Origin of the sequence: Streptomyces sp. BPTC-684, from assembly GCF_030028635.1 — a bacterium.
Taxonomy (GTDB): Bacteria; Actinomycetota; Actinomycetes; order Streptomycetales; family Streptomycetaceae; genus Streptomyces; species Streptomyces noboritoensis.
In genome coordinates, this window is sequence record NZ_CP124863.1 from 1,068,830 (window position 1) to 1,084,183 (window position 15,354).

General features: G+C 70.7%; 19 protein-coding genes and 2 pseudogenes. 14 read left to right on the forward strand and 7 right to left on the reverse strand.

From position 1 onward, the window contains the following. Positions 1 to 69: 69 nt before the first annotated feature. The 7 genes and pseudogenes from QIY60_RS04620 to QIY60_RS04650 all read right to left on the reverse strand — a co-directional run bounded on the left by QIY60_RS04620 (position 70) and on the right by QIY60_RS04650 (position 5,652). Positions 70 to 1,446: a site-specific integrase gene (locus QIY60_RS04620; RefSeq protein ID WP_283141268.1), complete on the reverse strand. Its 1,377-nt coding sequence runs from the start codon at positions 1,444 to 1,446 to the stop codon at positions 70 to 72. A 131-nt stretch (positions 1,447 to 1,577) separates the two neighbouring features. Beyond that, a pseudogene (locus tag QIY60_RS04625) lies at positions 1,578 to 1,841 on the reverse strand (DNA-protecting protein DprA); the annotation flags it as partial. Positions 1,842 to 1,978: 137 nt separating this feature from the next. Beyond that, positions 1,979 to 2,632, reverse strand: a pseudogene (locus QIY60_RS04630) (ATP-binding protein); the annotation flags it as partial. A gap of 38 nt (positions 2,633 to 2,670) precedes the next feature. Then, positions 2,671 to 4,335, reverse strand: a complete 1,665-nt coding sequence (locus QIY60_RS04635) for a recombinase family protein (RefSeq protein WP_283141269.1) — start codon at positions 4,333 to 4,335, stop codon at positions 2,671 to 2,673. After that, the gene (locus QIY60_RS04640; RefSeq protein ID WP_283141270.1) at positions 4,332 to 4,697 is read right to left on the reverse strand and encodes a hypothetical protein; all 366 of its coding nucleotides are present in this window, start codon (positions 4,695 to 4,697) and stop codon (positions 4,332 to 4,334) included. The genes QIY60_RS04635 and QIY60_RS04640 overlap by 4 nt, the downstream gene beginning before the upstream one ends. 16 nt (positions 4,698 to 4,713) lie before the next feature. After that, entirely contained in the window at positions 4,714 to 5,151 is a 438-nt protein-coding gene (locus tag QIY60_RS04645; RefSeq protein WP_283141271.1) for a helix-turn-helix transcriptional regulator, read from the reverse strand. Positions 5,152 to 5,427: 276 nt separating this feature from the next. Continuing rightward, positions 5,428 to 5,652, reverse strand: a complete 225-nt coding sequence (locus QIY60_RS04650) for a hypothetical protein (protein ID WP_283141272.1) — start codon at positions 5,650 to 5,652, stop codon at positions 5,428 to 5,430. A gap of 234 nt (positions 5,653 to 5,886) precedes the next feature. Between QIY60_RS04650 and QIY60_RS04655 the strand changes: the two genes are divergently transcribed. The 14 genes from QIY60_RS04655 (at position 5,887) to QIY60_RS04720 (ending at position 15,302) form a co-directional block, all read left to right on the forward strand. Further along, the gene (locus QIY60_RS04655) at positions 5,887 to 6,831 is read left to right on the forward strand and encodes a hypothetical protein (RefSeq protein WP_283141273.1); all 945 of its coding nucleotides are present in this window, start codon (positions 5,887 to 5,889) and stop codon (positions 6,829 to 6,831) included. A gap of 225 nt (positions 6,832 to 7,056) precedes the next feature. After that, complete coding sequence (locus QIY60_RS04660) at positions 7,057 to 7,224, forward strand: XRE family transcriptional regulator (RefSeq protein WP_283141274.1); 168 nt, start codon at positions 7,057 to 7,059, stop codon at positions 7,222 to 7,224. Beyond that, the gene (locus QIY60_RS04665) at positions 7,221 to 7,412 is read left to right on the forward strand and encodes a hypothetical protein (RefSeq protein ID WP_283141275.1); all 192 of its coding nucleotides are present in this window, start codon (positions 7,221 to 7,223) and stop codon (positions 7,410 to 7,412) included. The genes QIY60_RS04660 and QIY60_RS04665 overlap by 4 nt, the downstream gene beginning before the upstream one ends. Positions 7,413 to 7,555: 143 nt before the next feature. Next, a complete protein-coding gene (locus tag QIY60_RS04670; RefSeq protein WP_283141276.1) occupies positions 7,556 to 7,930 on the forward strand; it encodes a hypothetical protein in 375 nt (124 codons plus the stop codon). Beyond that, positions 7,927 to 8,529: a hypothetical protein gene (locus QIY60_RS04675; RefSeq protein ID WP_283141277.1), complete on the forward strand. Its 603-nt coding sequence runs from the start codon at positions 7,927 to 7,929 to the stop codon at positions 8,527 to 8,529. The genes QIY60_RS04670 and QIY60_RS04675 overlap by 4 nt, the downstream gene beginning before the upstream one ends. A gap of 70 nt (positions 8,530 to 8,599) precedes the next feature. Next, positions 8,600 to 9,532, forward strand: coding sequence for a mucin-2 (locus QIY60_RS04680; protein WP_283141278.1), 933 nt, complete (start codon positions 8,600 to 8,602; stop codon positions 9,530 to 9,532). Further along, a complete protein-coding gene (locus tag QIY60_RS04685) occupies positions 9,529 to 10,251 on the forward strand; it encodes a cell surface glycoprotein (RefSeq protein WP_283141279.1) in 723 nt (240 codons plus the stop codon). The genes QIY60_RS04680 and QIY60_RS04685 overlap by 4 nt, the downstream gene beginning before the upstream one ends. After that, the gene (locus QIY60_RS04690) at positions 10,248 to 10,724 is read left to right on the forward strand and encodes a hypothetical protein (protein ID WP_283141280.1); all 477 of its coding nucleotides are present in this window, start codon (positions 10,248 to 10,250) and stop codon (positions 10,722 to 10,724) included. Before QIY60_RS04685 ends, QIY60_RS04690 begins: the two co-directional genes overlap by 4 nt. Next, entirely contained in the window at positions 10,721 to 10,888 is a 168-nt protein-coding gene (locus QIY60_RS04695) for a hypothetical protein (RefSeq protein WP_283141281.1), read from the forward strand. The genes QIY60_RS04690 and QIY60_RS04695 overlap by 4 nt, the downstream gene beginning before the upstream one ends. Before the next feature lie 129 nt (positions 10,889 to 11,017). After that, the gene (locus QIY60_RS04700) at positions 11,018 to 11,533 is read left to right on the forward strand and encodes an HNH endonuclease signature motif containing protein (protein WP_283141282.1); all 516 of its coding nucleotides are present in this window, start codon (positions 11,018 to 11,020) and stop codon (positions 11,531 to 11,533) included. 145 nt (positions 11,534 to 11,678) lie between these two features. Further along, entirely contained in the window at positions 11,679 to 11,963 is a 285-nt protein-coding gene (locus tag QIY60_RS04705; RefSeq protein ID WP_283141283.1) for a hypothetical protein, read from the forward strand. Between the two features lie 17 nt (positions 11,964 to 11,980). Beyond that, positions 11,981 to 12,820, forward strand: coding sequence for a hypothetical protein (locus QIY60_RS04710; protein WP_283141284.1), 840 nt, complete (start codon positions 11,981 to 11,983; stop codon positions 12,818 to 12,820). Between the two features lie 191 nt (positions 12,821 to 13,011). After that, complete coding sequence (locus QIY60_RS04715) at positions 13,012 to 14,286, forward strand: hypothetical protein (protein WP_283141285.1); 1,275 nt, start codon at positions 13,012 to 13,014, stop codon at positions 14,284 to 14,286. A gap of 62 nt (positions 14,287 to 14,348) precedes the next feature. Beyond that, a complete protein-coding gene (locus QIY60_RS04720; protein WP_283141286.1) occupies positions 14,349 to 15,302 on the forward strand; it encodes a hypothetical protein in 954 nt (317 codons plus the stop codon). Positions 15,303 to 15,354: the final 52 nt, after the last annotated feature.

The window sequence follows — 15,354 nt, forward strand, 5'->3', positions numbered from 1 at the left end:
GGTCGAGTACCGCCTCCGGTTCCCAGCCTGCTTCAGGCAGCGCTGCCCAGCGTCCGGGCCCCCGCCCCTTCACGCCGCGTCCAGGATCAGGCCGGTGCGGGCAGACAGCTCCGCGAGCTTCTCGGTGTCGACCGGGTTGTCCTCGTCGTTCAGGAGCGAATCCAGCTGCAGCCCCCGCACCGGTTCGAGATAGATATCCCGGGTGACCTGCTCGTTCTTGTGCCCAAGCATGTCCTTGACCATCGACCAGACCTGTCCGTAGACATCCTCGTAGTGACGCCGTTCAGCAGGCGTCAGCCCCAGACGGCGGTCGAGCGCATTGTGCAGAGCGACCAGAACCCGCAGGGCCATCGAATGCCGCAGCATGTGCGGGGTCGCGAACACCCCCAGCCCCAGGGCCTCGCACCGGTCACTCGCCCGTTCGAAGACCTTCGTCCAGCTCTTGTAGGAGAACGGCATGCCGTTCTCCATCAGCCACAACATCGCCGGCTCCAGACCGTCCTCCGTACGGATGTAGAGCCTGAGCCGGTCCGCCGCCGTAAGCGTGTTCAAGGAGCCCTCGCCCAGACGGCCGTCCCACTCCGTCCACAACACCTTCCCCTGCCGCGTGATCGACTGGACGATCCGCTGACCCGGCACGTCGTCGTAGGCTCCCCGGACCTGCGCAAGCCTTACCGCTTCCGCTCTGATGCTCAGGCGGTAGCCCCACACTCTCTGCAGAGCGGCATGACTGGCGTAGAAGGTGTGGCGAGCCCGCTTGGCGACCTGCTGGCCCACCTTCCCCGAGTAGTAGTTCTGTCGGCCGAGTTCGGGAATCTCATGGGTCAGGAGCGTCCCGGCCTCGCGACGGCGCATCCCGCTGGAGTACGTCAGGTCCGAGAAAGCACAGTCCCGGCCTCCCAGCCGGCCCCGCCATCCCCCGTCCTCCAGGCCGCTGGGCAGCAAGCCGCCCAGCCCCACGTTCCTCCACAAGCGGTAAGCCCGCGGGGTCAGCCACTTGACGTCCGCGTAGACCACGTCGTTCGGGGCCAGTTCCGCGACCTCGGCCGTGCCACCGTCCTCTGTACGGACCGTGCGCGTCAGTACCGGGTTCTCCCGCACGAACCCGTGCCCGCAGGCCGCTGTGTAGAGCAGGTTGAGGGCCGCGAGTTCCTTCGCCCAGGTAGCACCCTCGATCCGCTTGGGGTTCGCCGCCGCACGACGCCGCCAGTCCTCCCAGTCCTCCAGATCCTCGGAAGTGACCTGATCCCAGTTCAGACCCCGCTGCCACAAGAAGGTGAAGAACACGCGGTACAGCGGCGCGTACGTCTCCTGGGTGCCCTCCGCCTTGGCCGAGAACGCCGACCGCCGGAAGATCCTGCTCAACCGAGGGTCAACCCGCCCCTCGGGCGACATCAGGATCGGTTGACGGTCACGGAACTTCAGCGCGGCCTCCCGCTCCCGCAAGTCACCCCATCCAGGCACCGTTTCTTCCCCCGGTGTACCTGCATCACCCGTCCAGAAGAGCGACCACTCACCCACAACATTGAAGCCTCTCAGTCGCAACTCACCCTGGGGCAACACAGTTTATGTCCACGGAATTCGTGGTCTCCGGGGCAGATGAACCGCCCGCCGAGCGCGGCCAGTGTGGCGAGGTCCCGTTCGGGGGCGGCGCCCGCCGCGCGTCTGCGGTATCCGGCGAGCCGTGCGGTGCTCACTCCGGTGAGCGGGTCGTCGGCGTTCTCGGCGTCCTCGGGCGAGGTGAGGCGCCGCATCAGCTCCACCGCCCCGTACATACGCAGCCATCGGCCGCCCCGCTCATCCCCCGGCTCGATGACCCTGGTCAGCGCGGCCCGCGCCAGCCGATCGCGCTCCCCCGGGCTGCCACCGACCGGTCCACCCGCGCCCGCGCCGACACCGGCTGGGCCCTCCCCGACCGAGTCGGCGGACCCGATCGAACCGGCGGGCAGCGGTCCGTCCGGGCCAGGAACCGGCCCGTTCACCCCGCACCCCCCACCGGCAGCGGCGCGCCCCTGGAGATGCCCGTTCTCAGTTCCAGTGCGAGGCCGATGTGGGTCTCGTCCGGCCGGTCGTCGCCGCAGAGGTCGGCGAGGGTCCAGGCGACGCGCAGGACGCGGTCGAGGCCTCTGGCGGTGAGCAGGCCGCGTTCCATGTCCCGTTCCGCCGCGGCGAGGGCTCCGGGGGCCGTGACCCAGCGGGTGCGCAGCTCGTGTCCGGGGACTTCGCTGTTGGTGGTCCAGGGCGTGCCCTGGAGGCGGGCGGCGGCCCGTTCCCGGGCGGTCAGGACGCGGGCGGCGACCTGTGCCGTGGATTCGCCGCGTCCGCCTTGGGCGAGCAGGTCCTCGCGCCGGACCGGCTCGGCCTCCACGCGCAGGTCGACGCGGTCGAGGAGCGGTCCGGAGAGCCGGGCCTGGTAGCGGCGGATGACGGACGGGGGGCATTCGCAGCCCGCGCCGTGCAGGGTGTGGCGGCCGCAGGGGCAGGGGTTGGCGGCGAGGACCATCAGGAAGCGGGCGGGCAGGCGCACGACGCCCGCGCTGCGGGCGACGACGACGTGTCCGGCCTCCAGGGGCTGGCGCAGGGAGTCGAGGGCCTTGCCGGTGAACTCGGGGGCCTCGTCCAACGACAGCACGTGCAAAACCGGTGGATGCGCTGCGTGAAAAAGGCAGGTCAAGCGCCTGGGGTGGCTTCCCAGGGGTCCGGCTCCCAGAGCGGATGGACAGTAACGCGTGTCTGCCCGCTCCCCTCTACCCCCTTCTTGCCTTTGGCGCCGCGGGTGCAGACGACACGGCGGACGAGCTGACGGAGGATGCCGTTCTTCTCTGCCGGTTCGAGCGTTTCCCACTCCTCTGCAAGGCCGACCACCAGAGGAGCGAAGTCCGTCCGCAGGGGCGTTGCCTCTGCTGTGGCGGCTTGCTCAAGGGCTGCCGTTACTTCGGTCTGCTGCATTAGCAGCGTCCCCCGTGCCTGCTCGAACACGCCGGGCGGGTAGGCACGGGGGTTGAGTGCCTTGTCGGCTGCGAGGTTGGCCAACGCCCCGGTGAGCCGGGTCTGCTCAGCTTGAAGCCGCTCCCGCTCTTTGGCCGCTCGCTTCCTTTTCGCGTCGGCCTGGTTACCTGCGACAGGCGCAGCCGGAGCGGCGTCGATGCCTTTCGCGGCTTCGCGTGTCAGCCAGTCCAGTACGTCGTCCTCGACCATGTACCGCTGAACCCAGACGCCGTTTTGGCAGACGGTGCCCCCGGAGCGCGAGGAGTTGCCGCACATGTAGGCATAGCCGTAGACGCGGCCGGAGGCGCGGCGGGCCGAGGTGGCGCCAGCGTCGCCGCGACAGGAGCCGCATCGTACAAGTCCGGTCAGTGGGTATGTGGGGTTCCGGGCGCGTGGGGACATGCGCCGTCGTTCCTCGGCGTGTGCGAGGAATTTTTCCCATGTCTCCGGGACGATGATCCCGTCGTGAGCCCCGTCGATGTGGAGCCAGCGCGTGCAGGTCCCACCGTTGGCGGTGTAGTCGCATTTGCAGTCTGGGTCATGAATGCGGAGCAGTCCGGCCGCAAATCCGGAGAGCATGTAGCGGCGGAGGCTGTCGTGCTTCCAGAGTGTTCCGACGCTGGTTCGGTAACCTAGTCGGTTGAGCCATCCGGCGAGGTTTCCGTATCCGTCCGGCTGTGCTCTGTGTCCTTCGGCGAGGCCGAGTTTGCGTGCGTACAGGTCTTCGATGTCGTCGTGTGCCTCTTGGTTGATCTCGTACCGCTCGTCTTGGATGATCCATTGTCCGGGCCGTGTCGGGTCGGGGATGCGGCGAGGGTGCCAGATGTAGCCGAGGCGCTTGCCGCCTGTGGCGGGTAGGCCGTGGGCGCGGCGCCAGTTGTGTGTTTCCTTCCACTGCTCTCCGGCGCGATCGGACTCGAAGACTGCGAGGTCGAACAAGATGCGGCGGTTGAAGCGGCCGACTGCGGTACGTGCATCGACGTCTTCTGTTGCGGATTCGAGCTGACCGCCGGCGCGTTCGAGACGGGCCAGGTTGACGGCGATGCCGAGGTCGTTGCGTCCGAATCTGCTGAATTTCCATACGGCGATGCCGACGGCCTCGCGTTCTTCGACGCGTTGGATTCCGCGCATGATTTTGCGCTTGAAGTTCCGGCCGGTTGCGTCGGGGTCTTCGATCCAGTCGATGATGCGGCGGCCTGTGCGACGCGCCCATGCTGTGATTGCGGTCTTCTGGAGTTCGGGGCTGATCTTCTCTTCTTTCCACGTCGAAACGCGGATGTACCCGATCCAGGGTTCGCCGTAGTCCTGCTCGGCGAGGAACGTGGCCGGTAAGTGAAGTTGGGTCACTGGGCCTCCCATTCGGTTCGGTCGTCGGTGTCGGGGCGCAGTGTGATCACGTTGCCCGTGGCCTGCTCTGGCTCGGCGGGGTGTCCTCCCCGGGGCGGGGAGGTGTGCTGGTCGAGCAGGCCACGGGCAACGTGGTCGAGGGCGCGGCGGTACCCGGCGTTGTCGGCTGCGGCAAGTTGGTGGGCGCCGATGCGCAGTGTGTTGCGCAGGGTGCGCGTGATGATCAGGGGGAGTGCGGTGACGGCGAGGAAGATGCCGTAGGCCGTCTGGTCGTCGCTGTTGCCGAGCAGGCCGAGGACGCCCGTGACGATGCCGGCCCCGAGCAGGGCGAGGGCGAGTACGGGCGTGAAGCGGCTGGTCACTGTGCCTCCGTACGGGTTATCTCTCTGCGGCGCGGCCCTCTCCGTGGTTGGGGGGCGGGGTGCGTTGCAGGGTTTCTGTCATGGAGATGAACAGGCGTCGCGACTGTCCGTCGTCGATGCCTAGTTCGTCGGCGGCCTGCTCGGGGGTGATGCGGCGGGAGCCTGGTGTGGGGTCTTGTACGGCCCTGAGTTCGGACTCGTCGAGGATTCCGGCGCGTACGAGTACTTCCCCGAGGGGCAGGCGCAGTGCCTCGGAGAGGAGGGCGAGGATGCGTGTGTCGGTGGCGCCCTGGCCCGACAGGATGCGGCTGATGGTGGCGCGGCCGATGCGGGAGTCGTCGGCGAATCGGGTCTGGCCTCCGCCTCTGGGGCGGAGGTCGTAGCCGCGGCGTGTCAGCTGGTCATGTAGCCACGCGGCGAACTGGTGGGGCGTCGCCCGGGTCGTTCGTTCCATGGATGGAACATATCGCGCGTGGACGATCCGTCACACGGGTACGCGAGAAGTCGACTGGAATGCACTGATGATCCCCCATGCCATGCCCGCTGATTATTCGAACGCATGACCGATGCGGCGGTCATGTCGCTTTGCGGATCGGGTCTCATGAATTTCGGGCCCTATGGATGTCGCCACCATCGGCACGGCGCACACGAAGGCCCTGAAAGCGCGAGCCAGGCGCGAACACGTTGTCCGGCGCCTGGTTCGGTGAGCTGTTGCGGCCCTGCTGACCTGCTACCAGTTCGGGTCTTGGGCGGTGGCGGCCGCGTTCGGCGCGGTGTCCCACGTCGGTTCCGCCTGCGTCGTCGGCGCACCCCAGTTGGGGTCGCTCTGCACTGCGGCGGGCGGTCCAGCGAAGTGCCAGTTGGGGTCTGCCTGGGCGGGCGACCCCAGTGCGATCGCCAGGAGTGCGGCGCCCGCCGCACTGGCGGCGAGGGTGGCGATCCTGCGTCGTGCCATGTCGATCAACTCCCCTGAGAAGGTGAAGGGTTACTGCGCGTACGCGCTCCGCTCTGGCCGTTTCGAGCCTGGCGGGATCGGGAGGCACGTGACGTGCAGCCCCACACTCCCCGAACAGACGCTCGATACCGTTGCGGTCACATTCTGTAGAGTGCATGGCCACGCGCAGGTGATCAAGCAAACGCCGGGTGCGTAAATCGGTAGTACCGAAATCTCCAGGGGGGGTAAAACGCGATGAGTAAGGATGAAAGAAACGAAAACGGACTAACGCCTGAGGCGGAGGCTTTGCGTGCGCGCCTGGACAAGGGGGACCTGGCGGACGCCGGAGAGCCCGGACTGGATGAGCTGGTCAGCCTTGGGCTTGCCCGACTTGAGCCAATCCACGGGCGCTACATGGGCAGCGATCTTCACGGTGCGATTGCCGAGGCTGCCGACCGCATGAGCCGACTCTCGACGATCTTGGCCGCGGCGGAAAGGGAGAGCACCCAAAGCGGTGACGGGGGGATCCGCTGGGTGCCGCGCAATGATCTTGCTACGACGTTCATCTCTCAGGCGTGCGAATCTGCAACGTCGTACGTATGGACGTCTCACCCCACCGACCGCCGGGCCGACATGCTCGCCGCCTCGGTGCTCCGGGACGTGCGCATGATCGAACAGGGGGTGGAGCTGCGGACGATCTACCCTGACACGGCGCGGACCCGTCCCGGCGAGATCGCCTGGGCCACGGCGGTGAGCGAGGCCGGCGGCGAAGTGCGGACCGACGAGCCGCCGTTCATGCGCATGGTGGCGATTGACGGCGACGCGGTCGTCGTGGAGGACCCCGCACATGACGACTCTGACGACACCGCTCTACGCCCCGCGTACATCGTCACGCACCGCGGCATGGTGGAGATTCTTGAGCGCGCATATCTCCGGCAGTGGGATGCCGCGGACCCGTGGATGGGCGGTGCCCTGCGGCGCCGCGACGGCACGTTCACCACGCGACGCCAGCGCAAGATCATGAATTACCTGCGGGACGGCCACAAAGCCGTCTGGATTCAGAAAAAGCTCGTGATCAGCCCGAGCACGTACCAGAACGAAATTTCCAAGCTCTACAAGGGCTCCGGCATGGACAGCCTCTTCGCCCTGGGCTACTGGTGGCACTCGGACGCCTCAGCGCCGGAACGGGCCCTGGACTGAGCGCATGGGCCCCCGCCACGCTGGCGGGGGCCCCGCGCGTTCGGGCGTGCCGCAGACCGGGGAAGGTCGCACACAGCCACGGTGACGACGCCGCCATGCTCACCGATCTCCCTTGCACGCACGTTCGACGATCTATAACGTTCCACTCGTGGACGGAAACGATCCGACCACGAAAGGATGCTTCCTGTGTACGACCGCGCCGTACTTGTTGCCGTCGCCCGGGACATGGGTGACCGATCCCCCTCGGACCTCGCGCGCCGTCTGAAGGTCGCCCGCAGCACCGCGTGGCGCCTGTGGCACGGGCACACCGCCCCCTCGGCCGCCCTCGCCGCCGCTGTTGAGCACCACTACGGAATATCGGCCGGCGAACTGATCCACCGGTCGGCCGCATGAACGGCGTCATCCCCCGCGAGCAGGCATTCGCCAACGCCCGCCGCGTCCTCGACGCCGCGCGCCAGCGCCGTGACCGCGACCGCGCCGCCGGGCGCCTCGCCCCCGAGGTCGAACTCCTGCTGCGCCGCCTCGAACGCCAGCAGCGCACCGAGCAGCGCCCGGCACCGGCGTACCGCCCCGCCGCCTGAGACCAAGGCAGTTGCCCCGATGACGACCGGGACACTCCCACCCCGCCCGCCAGCAAAGGACCGATCGTGCCCGCCCCTGCCCCTACCCGCCGCACAACACACGCCCTGCTCGCCGTCGGCACCACGGCCGGAAAGCGGCGCCGATGATCCGCCCGCAGTTATCAGCCGACGGCCGTTACGTCCGGCTCCCGCTCACCTTCCGCATGGTGCCGCTGGTCGACGAGCTCGCCCTCGCCTACACCGAAGGCCCCGACCCCGTCGGCCGCCTGCTCGCCGCGCATGCCACAGCCGTCGACCGCCTCGACTTCGCCGCCGCGAGTCCCACCCTGCCCGACCACATCCGCGCCATGCGGGCCGCCGAAGCCGACGCCACGCGCGAGGCCCTGCTCGCCGAGACCCGCAGCGCCGACCGCCTAGACGACCTGCTCACGCCCGACCAGGCCATCACCCTCGCGACCCAGATCACGCGCCTGGCCGCCCGCATCCGCCAAGCCCCGGACAGGAGACCGCGCCCATGACGGTGTCCCTCAGCGGCGCCGCGCGCCTGCTCGGCGAGCCGACGCCGCCACCCGTGCCGGGGCAGCTCACCCTCAACGAGCCCGCGCTCGCCGTTCCCGCCGGACTGGCCGAGGCGTTCGCCGCCCGCACCCGCCCGAGCGACGACGGCCACCGCGAGTGGGCCGCAGGCACCACGACGCAGGGCGTCGGCCGCTTCCAGTACAACGGCGTCGCCTACACCTCCCACCAAGCTGCTTTCGTGCTACGGACGGGGCGCCACCCCGTCGGCACCGTGCGGCCCGTCTGCGAGCGGCCCCGCTGCTGCGAGCCCGAGCACGTCGACGACCAGGCCACCCGCCAGCGCGACCGGGCCGCCCTCGCCGCCGTCAAGGGCATGATCCACCGTGCACCGTCGTGCGACCACGACCAGGCCGTGCACGGCCGCCACCGCGCCGACGGCCGCCGCTACTGCAACGCCTGCAACAACGCCAGGACAGAGCCGAGTTGCGAGCACGGCAACCCGGCGTGCGGCGCCCGAGCGGTGCGGCCCTACCCATGCGGTCCGCGGTGCGAGGAGCACCAGCCATCCCGGACCCGCCCGTTCTACCCCGCCCCCTGATCAGGCCCCGGGGCGAGGACGAGCCGCGAGCCCTTCGCCCCGGGCGCCACCCCCGTAAGGAGCGCTCCCGTTGTCTTGGTTCAAGGTCGACGACACCGCGCACGCCCACCCGAAATTACTACGCGCGGGAAACGCCGCGCTGGGCTTGTGGATGCGTGCGGGCGCCTACGCGGCGCAGCACCTCACCGAAGGCGCCATCCCCGGTGTGGTCGCCCAGCTGTACGGCACGGCCCCGCAGGTCCGCAAGCTGATCACCGCCGGACTGTGGCACGAGCACGGCCACAAGTGCCCCCGGTGCCCGCAGCCGCCCGCGGGCGACTACGTGATGCACGACTACCTCATCTACAACCCGACCCGCGCGCGCGTCGAGGACGAGCGCGCCAAGGCCGCAGGCCGCCAGAAGCGGGCCCGTGAAAGGGCATCCGAGCAGCGGAGCCAGGAACGTAATCCGCGCGATTCGTCGGCGAACCGTCTGCGAACCAACGGCGATCCATCGGCGGAAAATCTCGAAAGCTCTGCGAACCGCATCGAGTTTCCGGACGACATCGCAGGTCAGGGCCACATGTCACAGCGTGAGGGGGACAACCCGTCACGGTCCCCCCGACCCGACCCGTCCCCTACTACCTCCTTCGGAGGTAGTACCCCCCCTTCCCCCCAAGGGGGCCAGCAGGCGCCCGCCGCCGAGTTGTTCACCGCGTGGTGGACACGCTTCGGCCGCGGCACCGCCCAGGGCAGGACCAGCGTGCGCCGTGCCATCGAGGACGCCCTCGGCAACGGCATCGAGCCGCGCGAGCTGTGGGCCGCCCTCGACCGTCTCGGCGCCACGTCCAAGCCCGTCACCGGCGGCACGCTGCAATTCGCCCTCGCCGACCTCCGCAAGACCACCACGCCGGGCGCCGCCGTGATCCCGCTTGCCGCCGGAGCACGCCGCGGCCAGGTCGCCCGAGCCGCCGACCTGTTCGCCGCCGCTCTGGCCAACACCCCTCAGGAGCACGCCCGATGAACCGTCAGGAAGTTGCCGCCCTGCTCGCCTACGCCGTGAAACTCGCCCCGCACACCGCACCCGCCGACCAGGCCGCCGCCGAGGAACGCCTCGACCAGTGGGCCGACCTGCTCGCCGACGTGCCGCCCACCGCCCCGCACCCCACCGGCCGCCACTGGGACGCCTCACAGGTCGTACGCCACCACGTCGCGACCTCGCCGTATCCGATCAAGCCGTCGGATGTGTCCCGCTTCTGGCACGCGTTCCGCCGCGACGTGGTCGACCGCCACCACGACCCTGTACCGGCCGCCGACCCGGACGACCCGCAGGCGTACCGGGCCGAACTGCTCGGCACCCGGCACGCTGTTGCCATCGGTGCTGCCCCGGCCGCGACTTTCCGCGAGCTGACCGGCGGCACGACCCGCGAGGAGCGCGACCAGTTCGCCGCCGACCGCCTCGCCGCCCTCGGCAGCTACGTTCCGGCCCGCGTCGAGGACGTCCTCGACCGGCACCGCCCGCGCAAGGCCGCCCGCCGCGCCGCTATCAAGGCCGGCCGCCCCGACGCCCTCGCCGTTGCGTGCACATGGTGCAAAGCCGAGCCGGGTGCCCCGTGCACACAGCGCGCCATCGGCCCGAAGGCCGAGCACGGCGCCCGTACCGAGCGCGCCATTCCCCACCCCACCCGAGTGGACCGCGCCGCCCTCGGCCAGGGCCTTGACCGGCAGGAGTTCGCCGCATGAACCGCAGCAAGCACCCGGGCCGCGCCCCGCACCGCCGCCGGGCGAGCGGCACCGACTGCACGAAGAACACCACGGCGTACCGGATCACCGGATCGTGGAACGGCCGCCCGGACCGGCCTGTCGTCGAGCCGACCAGCGACCGTAAGGCCGCGCGCCGGATCTCGCGCGTCATGGCCGCACAGGGCGCGTACGTGATCGTCGAGGAACACGTCGCCCGCGGCCGGTGGCGCACGCTGTACGAGGTCGACGGGCCCGCGCTTCTCGCCGAGCAGCAGGCCGCCGAGCAGGCGCGACGCATTGCCGCCGAGGAAGCCGCACGGGCCGCCGCCGACGCCGAGCGGGCCCGCCGCACCGCCGAGCAGCGCCGCGAGCGCGAACTCGCCGTCCTCGCCCGGCTGATGTGCCGTCCGCCCGTCCCGCGCGAGGCATGCGGCCGACGCGAGGTCCGGCACATGACCGGGGCGCAGCGATGATCCCCGGCGCTGCGGTCGCCGCCATCCGGGCCGCCGTCGAGGAAGCCCAGCGCAACGACCTACGCCACCCCGAGGACGTGGCCGAGCACGTCGTCGAGGAACTGGCCGCTCAAGGCTGGACGATCACCAAGGAACCCGAAGACCCTCAGCTCGCAGCCGCGTAACCAGCAGGCAGGGGGGCGGAATCCTGCGGGCCGGTGCCGCCCTCCACACGCTATCGTCCACCCATGGACGGTTATTACCCGTCACCGGAAGAACATTCAGGTCGACTGCACCCCGCAGGAGGTACCCCGATGGACCGGAAGACCCCCGCCCAGCGGTTCGCCGCCAAGGTCGACCCCTACGGCCCACTCCCCCTCATCCGCGGAGTCCTCGGCCCCTGCCACCTGTGGACCGGCAGCCTCAACGACAAGGGATACGGCACCTTTTGGGCCGACGGCCACACCGTCAAGGCCCACCGCTACGCCTACGAACAGGCCATCGGCCCAATACCCGACGGCCTCGAAGTCGACCACCGATGCCGCCGCCGCAACTGCGTAGCCAGCCACCACCTCGACGCCGTGACCCACCGCGTCAACGTCCTCCGATCGACAAACCACGTCGCCCGCCGCGCCGCCGTCACACGCTGCCCCACCGGCCACCCCTACGACGACGCCAACACCTACCGGGCGCCCAACGGAACCCGGAAATGCCGCTCTTGCAAAAACGCCCAGGCCCGCACCGCCCGCGCCGCCAAACGCGCCTCACAGCTTGCCGCCGTCACCCTCACCCGCTCCCGCACCGACCACCACCGCGCACAGGCCGCGTAACCGCGCGCCGCAGGTCCGCGAGCCCAGCAGAACGCTGAACCGCTGCCCTGAATCACCCCGCGACCGTGCCGCGTCCGGTCGCGGGCCCGTCCGCGCGCGCGAGCAGTCTCTCGCCCCGCCCCGTTTCGACACAGGAGCCCCACCCGTGAACCGCCGCACCCACGCCGCCGCCGAGCGCGCCACCCGCCGCGAGTCCCTGTCCGTCCTGCTTGACCGCGTCCAGCTGGGCAAGCCGCTTACGTCCGCCGAGGCCGCCCTACTGCGCGCGCACGTCGAGGGCGAACTCGCCGACGGCGACCAGGCCCGACGCTCGGCCGCCGGACAGTCCGCCGCCGTCCGCCGTGAGCAGCAGCGCACCCGCGCCGCCGAGGCCGCCATCGTCGAGGCCGAGCAGCAGCTCGCCAACGCGCTTGCCGACCGCAGCCAGTAGCACCAGGAGCAGCGATCATGTTGACCAGCCCCGACCGCTCCCTCGCCCTGTCGCCTATCGCGCGCCGCGCCGACGACGACCTCGCCGCAGTCCGCGAGCAGTGGGGCGACCTGCTCGCCGCCATTGCCCGCCCGCCGGCCGCCGAGTGGCCGCCGCGCGAGCGCCGCGGATTCCTCGACCAGCTCGCCGCCGAGGACCGCGCCGACGACGAGCAGGCCGTAGAGCCCATCCTCGGCAGACTGCCACTCACCATTCGCGAGCACCCGGCCCCGCTCAACCTCGACGCCCTTGACGCCGCGATCGAGGTCGAGCGGGCCCTGTTCGACCTTGCCGACCACGTTGCCGCCGCCGTACAGCGCCCCATCCGTGCAGCCTTCCCACACCGCGGCCGGTACGTCCAGGACCCGGGCGACGCCAGTAACCCGGCACGGTGGCACTACCAGGCGCCCGACTCGCCCGGATCACGCACGTACGGACTGCACTGGGCCGCCGTCTGGATCGCCGGGCGGGCCCTCGACGAGGACGAGGACGACGCCGACGGCCTGTTCGCCCCGACGCCCGCGAAGCTGCTCGACGAGGTCGCCGCCACCGCGCGCACGGCCCGCCGCACGGTCGAGCGCGCCCTCGGCCGCGACGGGCGCACGACCGACCTCGCCGACCCCTGCCCATGGTGCGGCGGACAGCTCACCGGCCACACCCAGCCGGGCGGCGAACCGGGCGTCACCTGCTCGGCCGGCCCAGGGTGCACAGCCCCCGTCGAGACCGACCGCCGTGGGCACCGCACGTGGCGGGGGTACGAGCTGGTCGGCCTGTGGGCCGCCTTCGACATGGCCCGCCGAGCCGCCGCCGGGGGGTAGCCACCCCCGGGCGCAGCGCCCGGCCAACTCCCGCGGGGCGTTGGGCAGTTCACCCGGCACCCCGTGTGAAGTGGCTTGTGAAACTACTTGTGTTGCGACTTGTGAAGCCGCTACATTGAGGTTTCCGCCGGACCTCACCCAGCGGACGCCGGACCTCACCCGGCACAACAGCAACCAAGGGAGCAACCCCCATGGACACCTACGCACACGGCTACGGCTCAACCGGCCACTACGCCAAGCCCGGCACCCACGTGAGCTACTGCGGGCGCGAACTCCAGCACACCCCCAACACCGCCATAGCGGCCCGTACTTGCGGCACGTGCACCAAGGCCGAGAAGCGCGACCGCATCGAGGCCGAGCAGGTCGCCGCCGACCGCGCCACCGATGGCCCCACCCTCGCCGAGCGCGCCGGCGTCCGGTACACCACCGTCGGCACCGGCCGCCGCATCCACTACTCGAACAACGACGACACCCTTTGCGGCCGCGAGGTATCCGAGTACGTCAGCGGTAGTGACCTGCTCGCCCTGTTCAACAAGGGCCGCGAGCTGTGCGCCCGCTGCATCAGCGCCGCCGAGCAGCGCGCGTATGACCGCGCCCTCGCCGCCGCCGGGGCCAAGGTTGCCGAGCAGATCGACGACGCCGACGCCCTGCTCGCCGACATTCGCCAGACCGCCGCCGAGGCCGACAGCCTCGCGGCCGAGGTCGCCGCATGGGGCGCCGAGGTCGACGCCGTAACTTCGCCGATCGCTGAGGACGCCGAGGCGCAGCAGGCCGCGGCTCTGGTCACCGAGGCCGAGGTCACCGCCGGCACGTGGCGGGGCGAGTGGATCGGCGAGCAGCCGGCCGACGACGCCCTGTTCGCTGTTGAGCGCCCGACCGAACAGGGCGCCTTGTTCGACGACCGGGCCACCGTCGAGGAGAGCCCCGCCTCCATCGTCGTGCGCGCCAGTTTCCGCCGCGAAGACCTCGACCGCATCCGCGCCAAGGCTGACGCCGACCGGGCCGAGTACCGCGCCGAGATGGACGCCCGCCGCGCGGCCGAGGCCGCCCGGTACGCCCCGCAGCAGGTCGAGCAGGCCATCGAGCGGCACGCCGTCGAGGGCGTGATCGTGGCGCACGACGGCCGGACCAGGGGCACCGCGCCCAAGCACTCGACCGACCCCGATGCCCTCGCAGCCCTCGCCGCCCTGGGGAATCTCCGCCTCGCCGAGATCACCGACCACACCGACATAGGCGCCCAGCCTGGCAACACGGACCACGACCCGAACGCGTGGGGGTTCCTGGTGGAGCCCCGCGGTAACGGGCGCGTCGCCCTCTATTGGATGGTGGCCGGGCGCTACGTCCGCACGAGCGGCAAGCCGTGGGCCGTCGAGCTGGAGATCGGCGCCGACAGGCTGCGTAAGGCCGGGTGGCAGATTGAGCCCCTGTCCCGACGCTGCGTCTTTGCCTGGCGCCCCACCGAGTAAGGCACCCCCGGCCCGCCCCCGCCCCAGGGGGCGGGCCCCGTCCCGACACAGGAGCAGCACGCATGAACACGAGCGATCAGCAGCCACAGAGCCTTGAGCAGCAGCGCGCCGCCGTCGAGCAGTACCTCGCCGATCGCGGCATCGAGGCCACCCGCGTACCGGACCCTGCCGAGTCCCGGGCCGCCCTCGACGCCCTGCTCGACGACCACCCGCAGCTCGCCGCCCTCGCCCTCGACCTGCTCGACACCGTCGCCAAGCACGGCGGTACCGGCGTCACGTGGACGCCCGCCAGCATCAAGCGCACCATGCGCCGGGGGCACCGTAACCGCGAACTTGCCGAACGCGCCGCGATGATCGAGGAACGGTTCAGCGTCGAGCAGCGCCCCGCCGCCCACGCCCTCGTACAGATCGCCGACACCCGCAAGGCCGGCGAGAAGGCCGTCGCCTCCACCCCTCTGGCGATCTGGCAGGCCGACACCGTCGGCATGAAGGCGCCCGACGTTGCCCAGCTGCTCGACCTCACGACCTCGCGTGTGTACGCGATCTTGCGCGACAAGCGCGCCGAGTGGGCCGTCGAGCAGGGCGTCGCCGCCGATGCCGCCAAAGGCACCAACCCCCGCGAATCCCTCAACCGCTACACGCGAGCCCTCGCGGGTGTACCCGAAGGGCCGGACCGCGTTGCCGCCGAATCGTTCCTCGACAAGCTGCGCACCGCCGTCGAGGAGCACGAGCGCGCGGCGCACGAGGCACGCCGTGCGCAGCTCCCCGAGGGGCAGACGCTCTACGTGTGGCGCCTCGACCTGGCCGACAGCTCCGCCGGGAAGGGGTGGCAGACGTGGGAGAGCGGCGAGGACCACCTCGCGCAGGGCAGCGAGGCGCACCTCGCCGAGCTGATCATCGAGGGCGCAGGCGAAGAGGCCACCACCCGCCGCGCCCGCGTCTTGATCTGGGATGGCCCTGAGGGCACCGACGACGAAGCGATCTACCGCCACGAGCGCGCCCCGGAAGAGCAGTAACCGGGCCCCACACCAACGCGGGCCCGCTTCGGCGACCTCACCGCCTCACGGG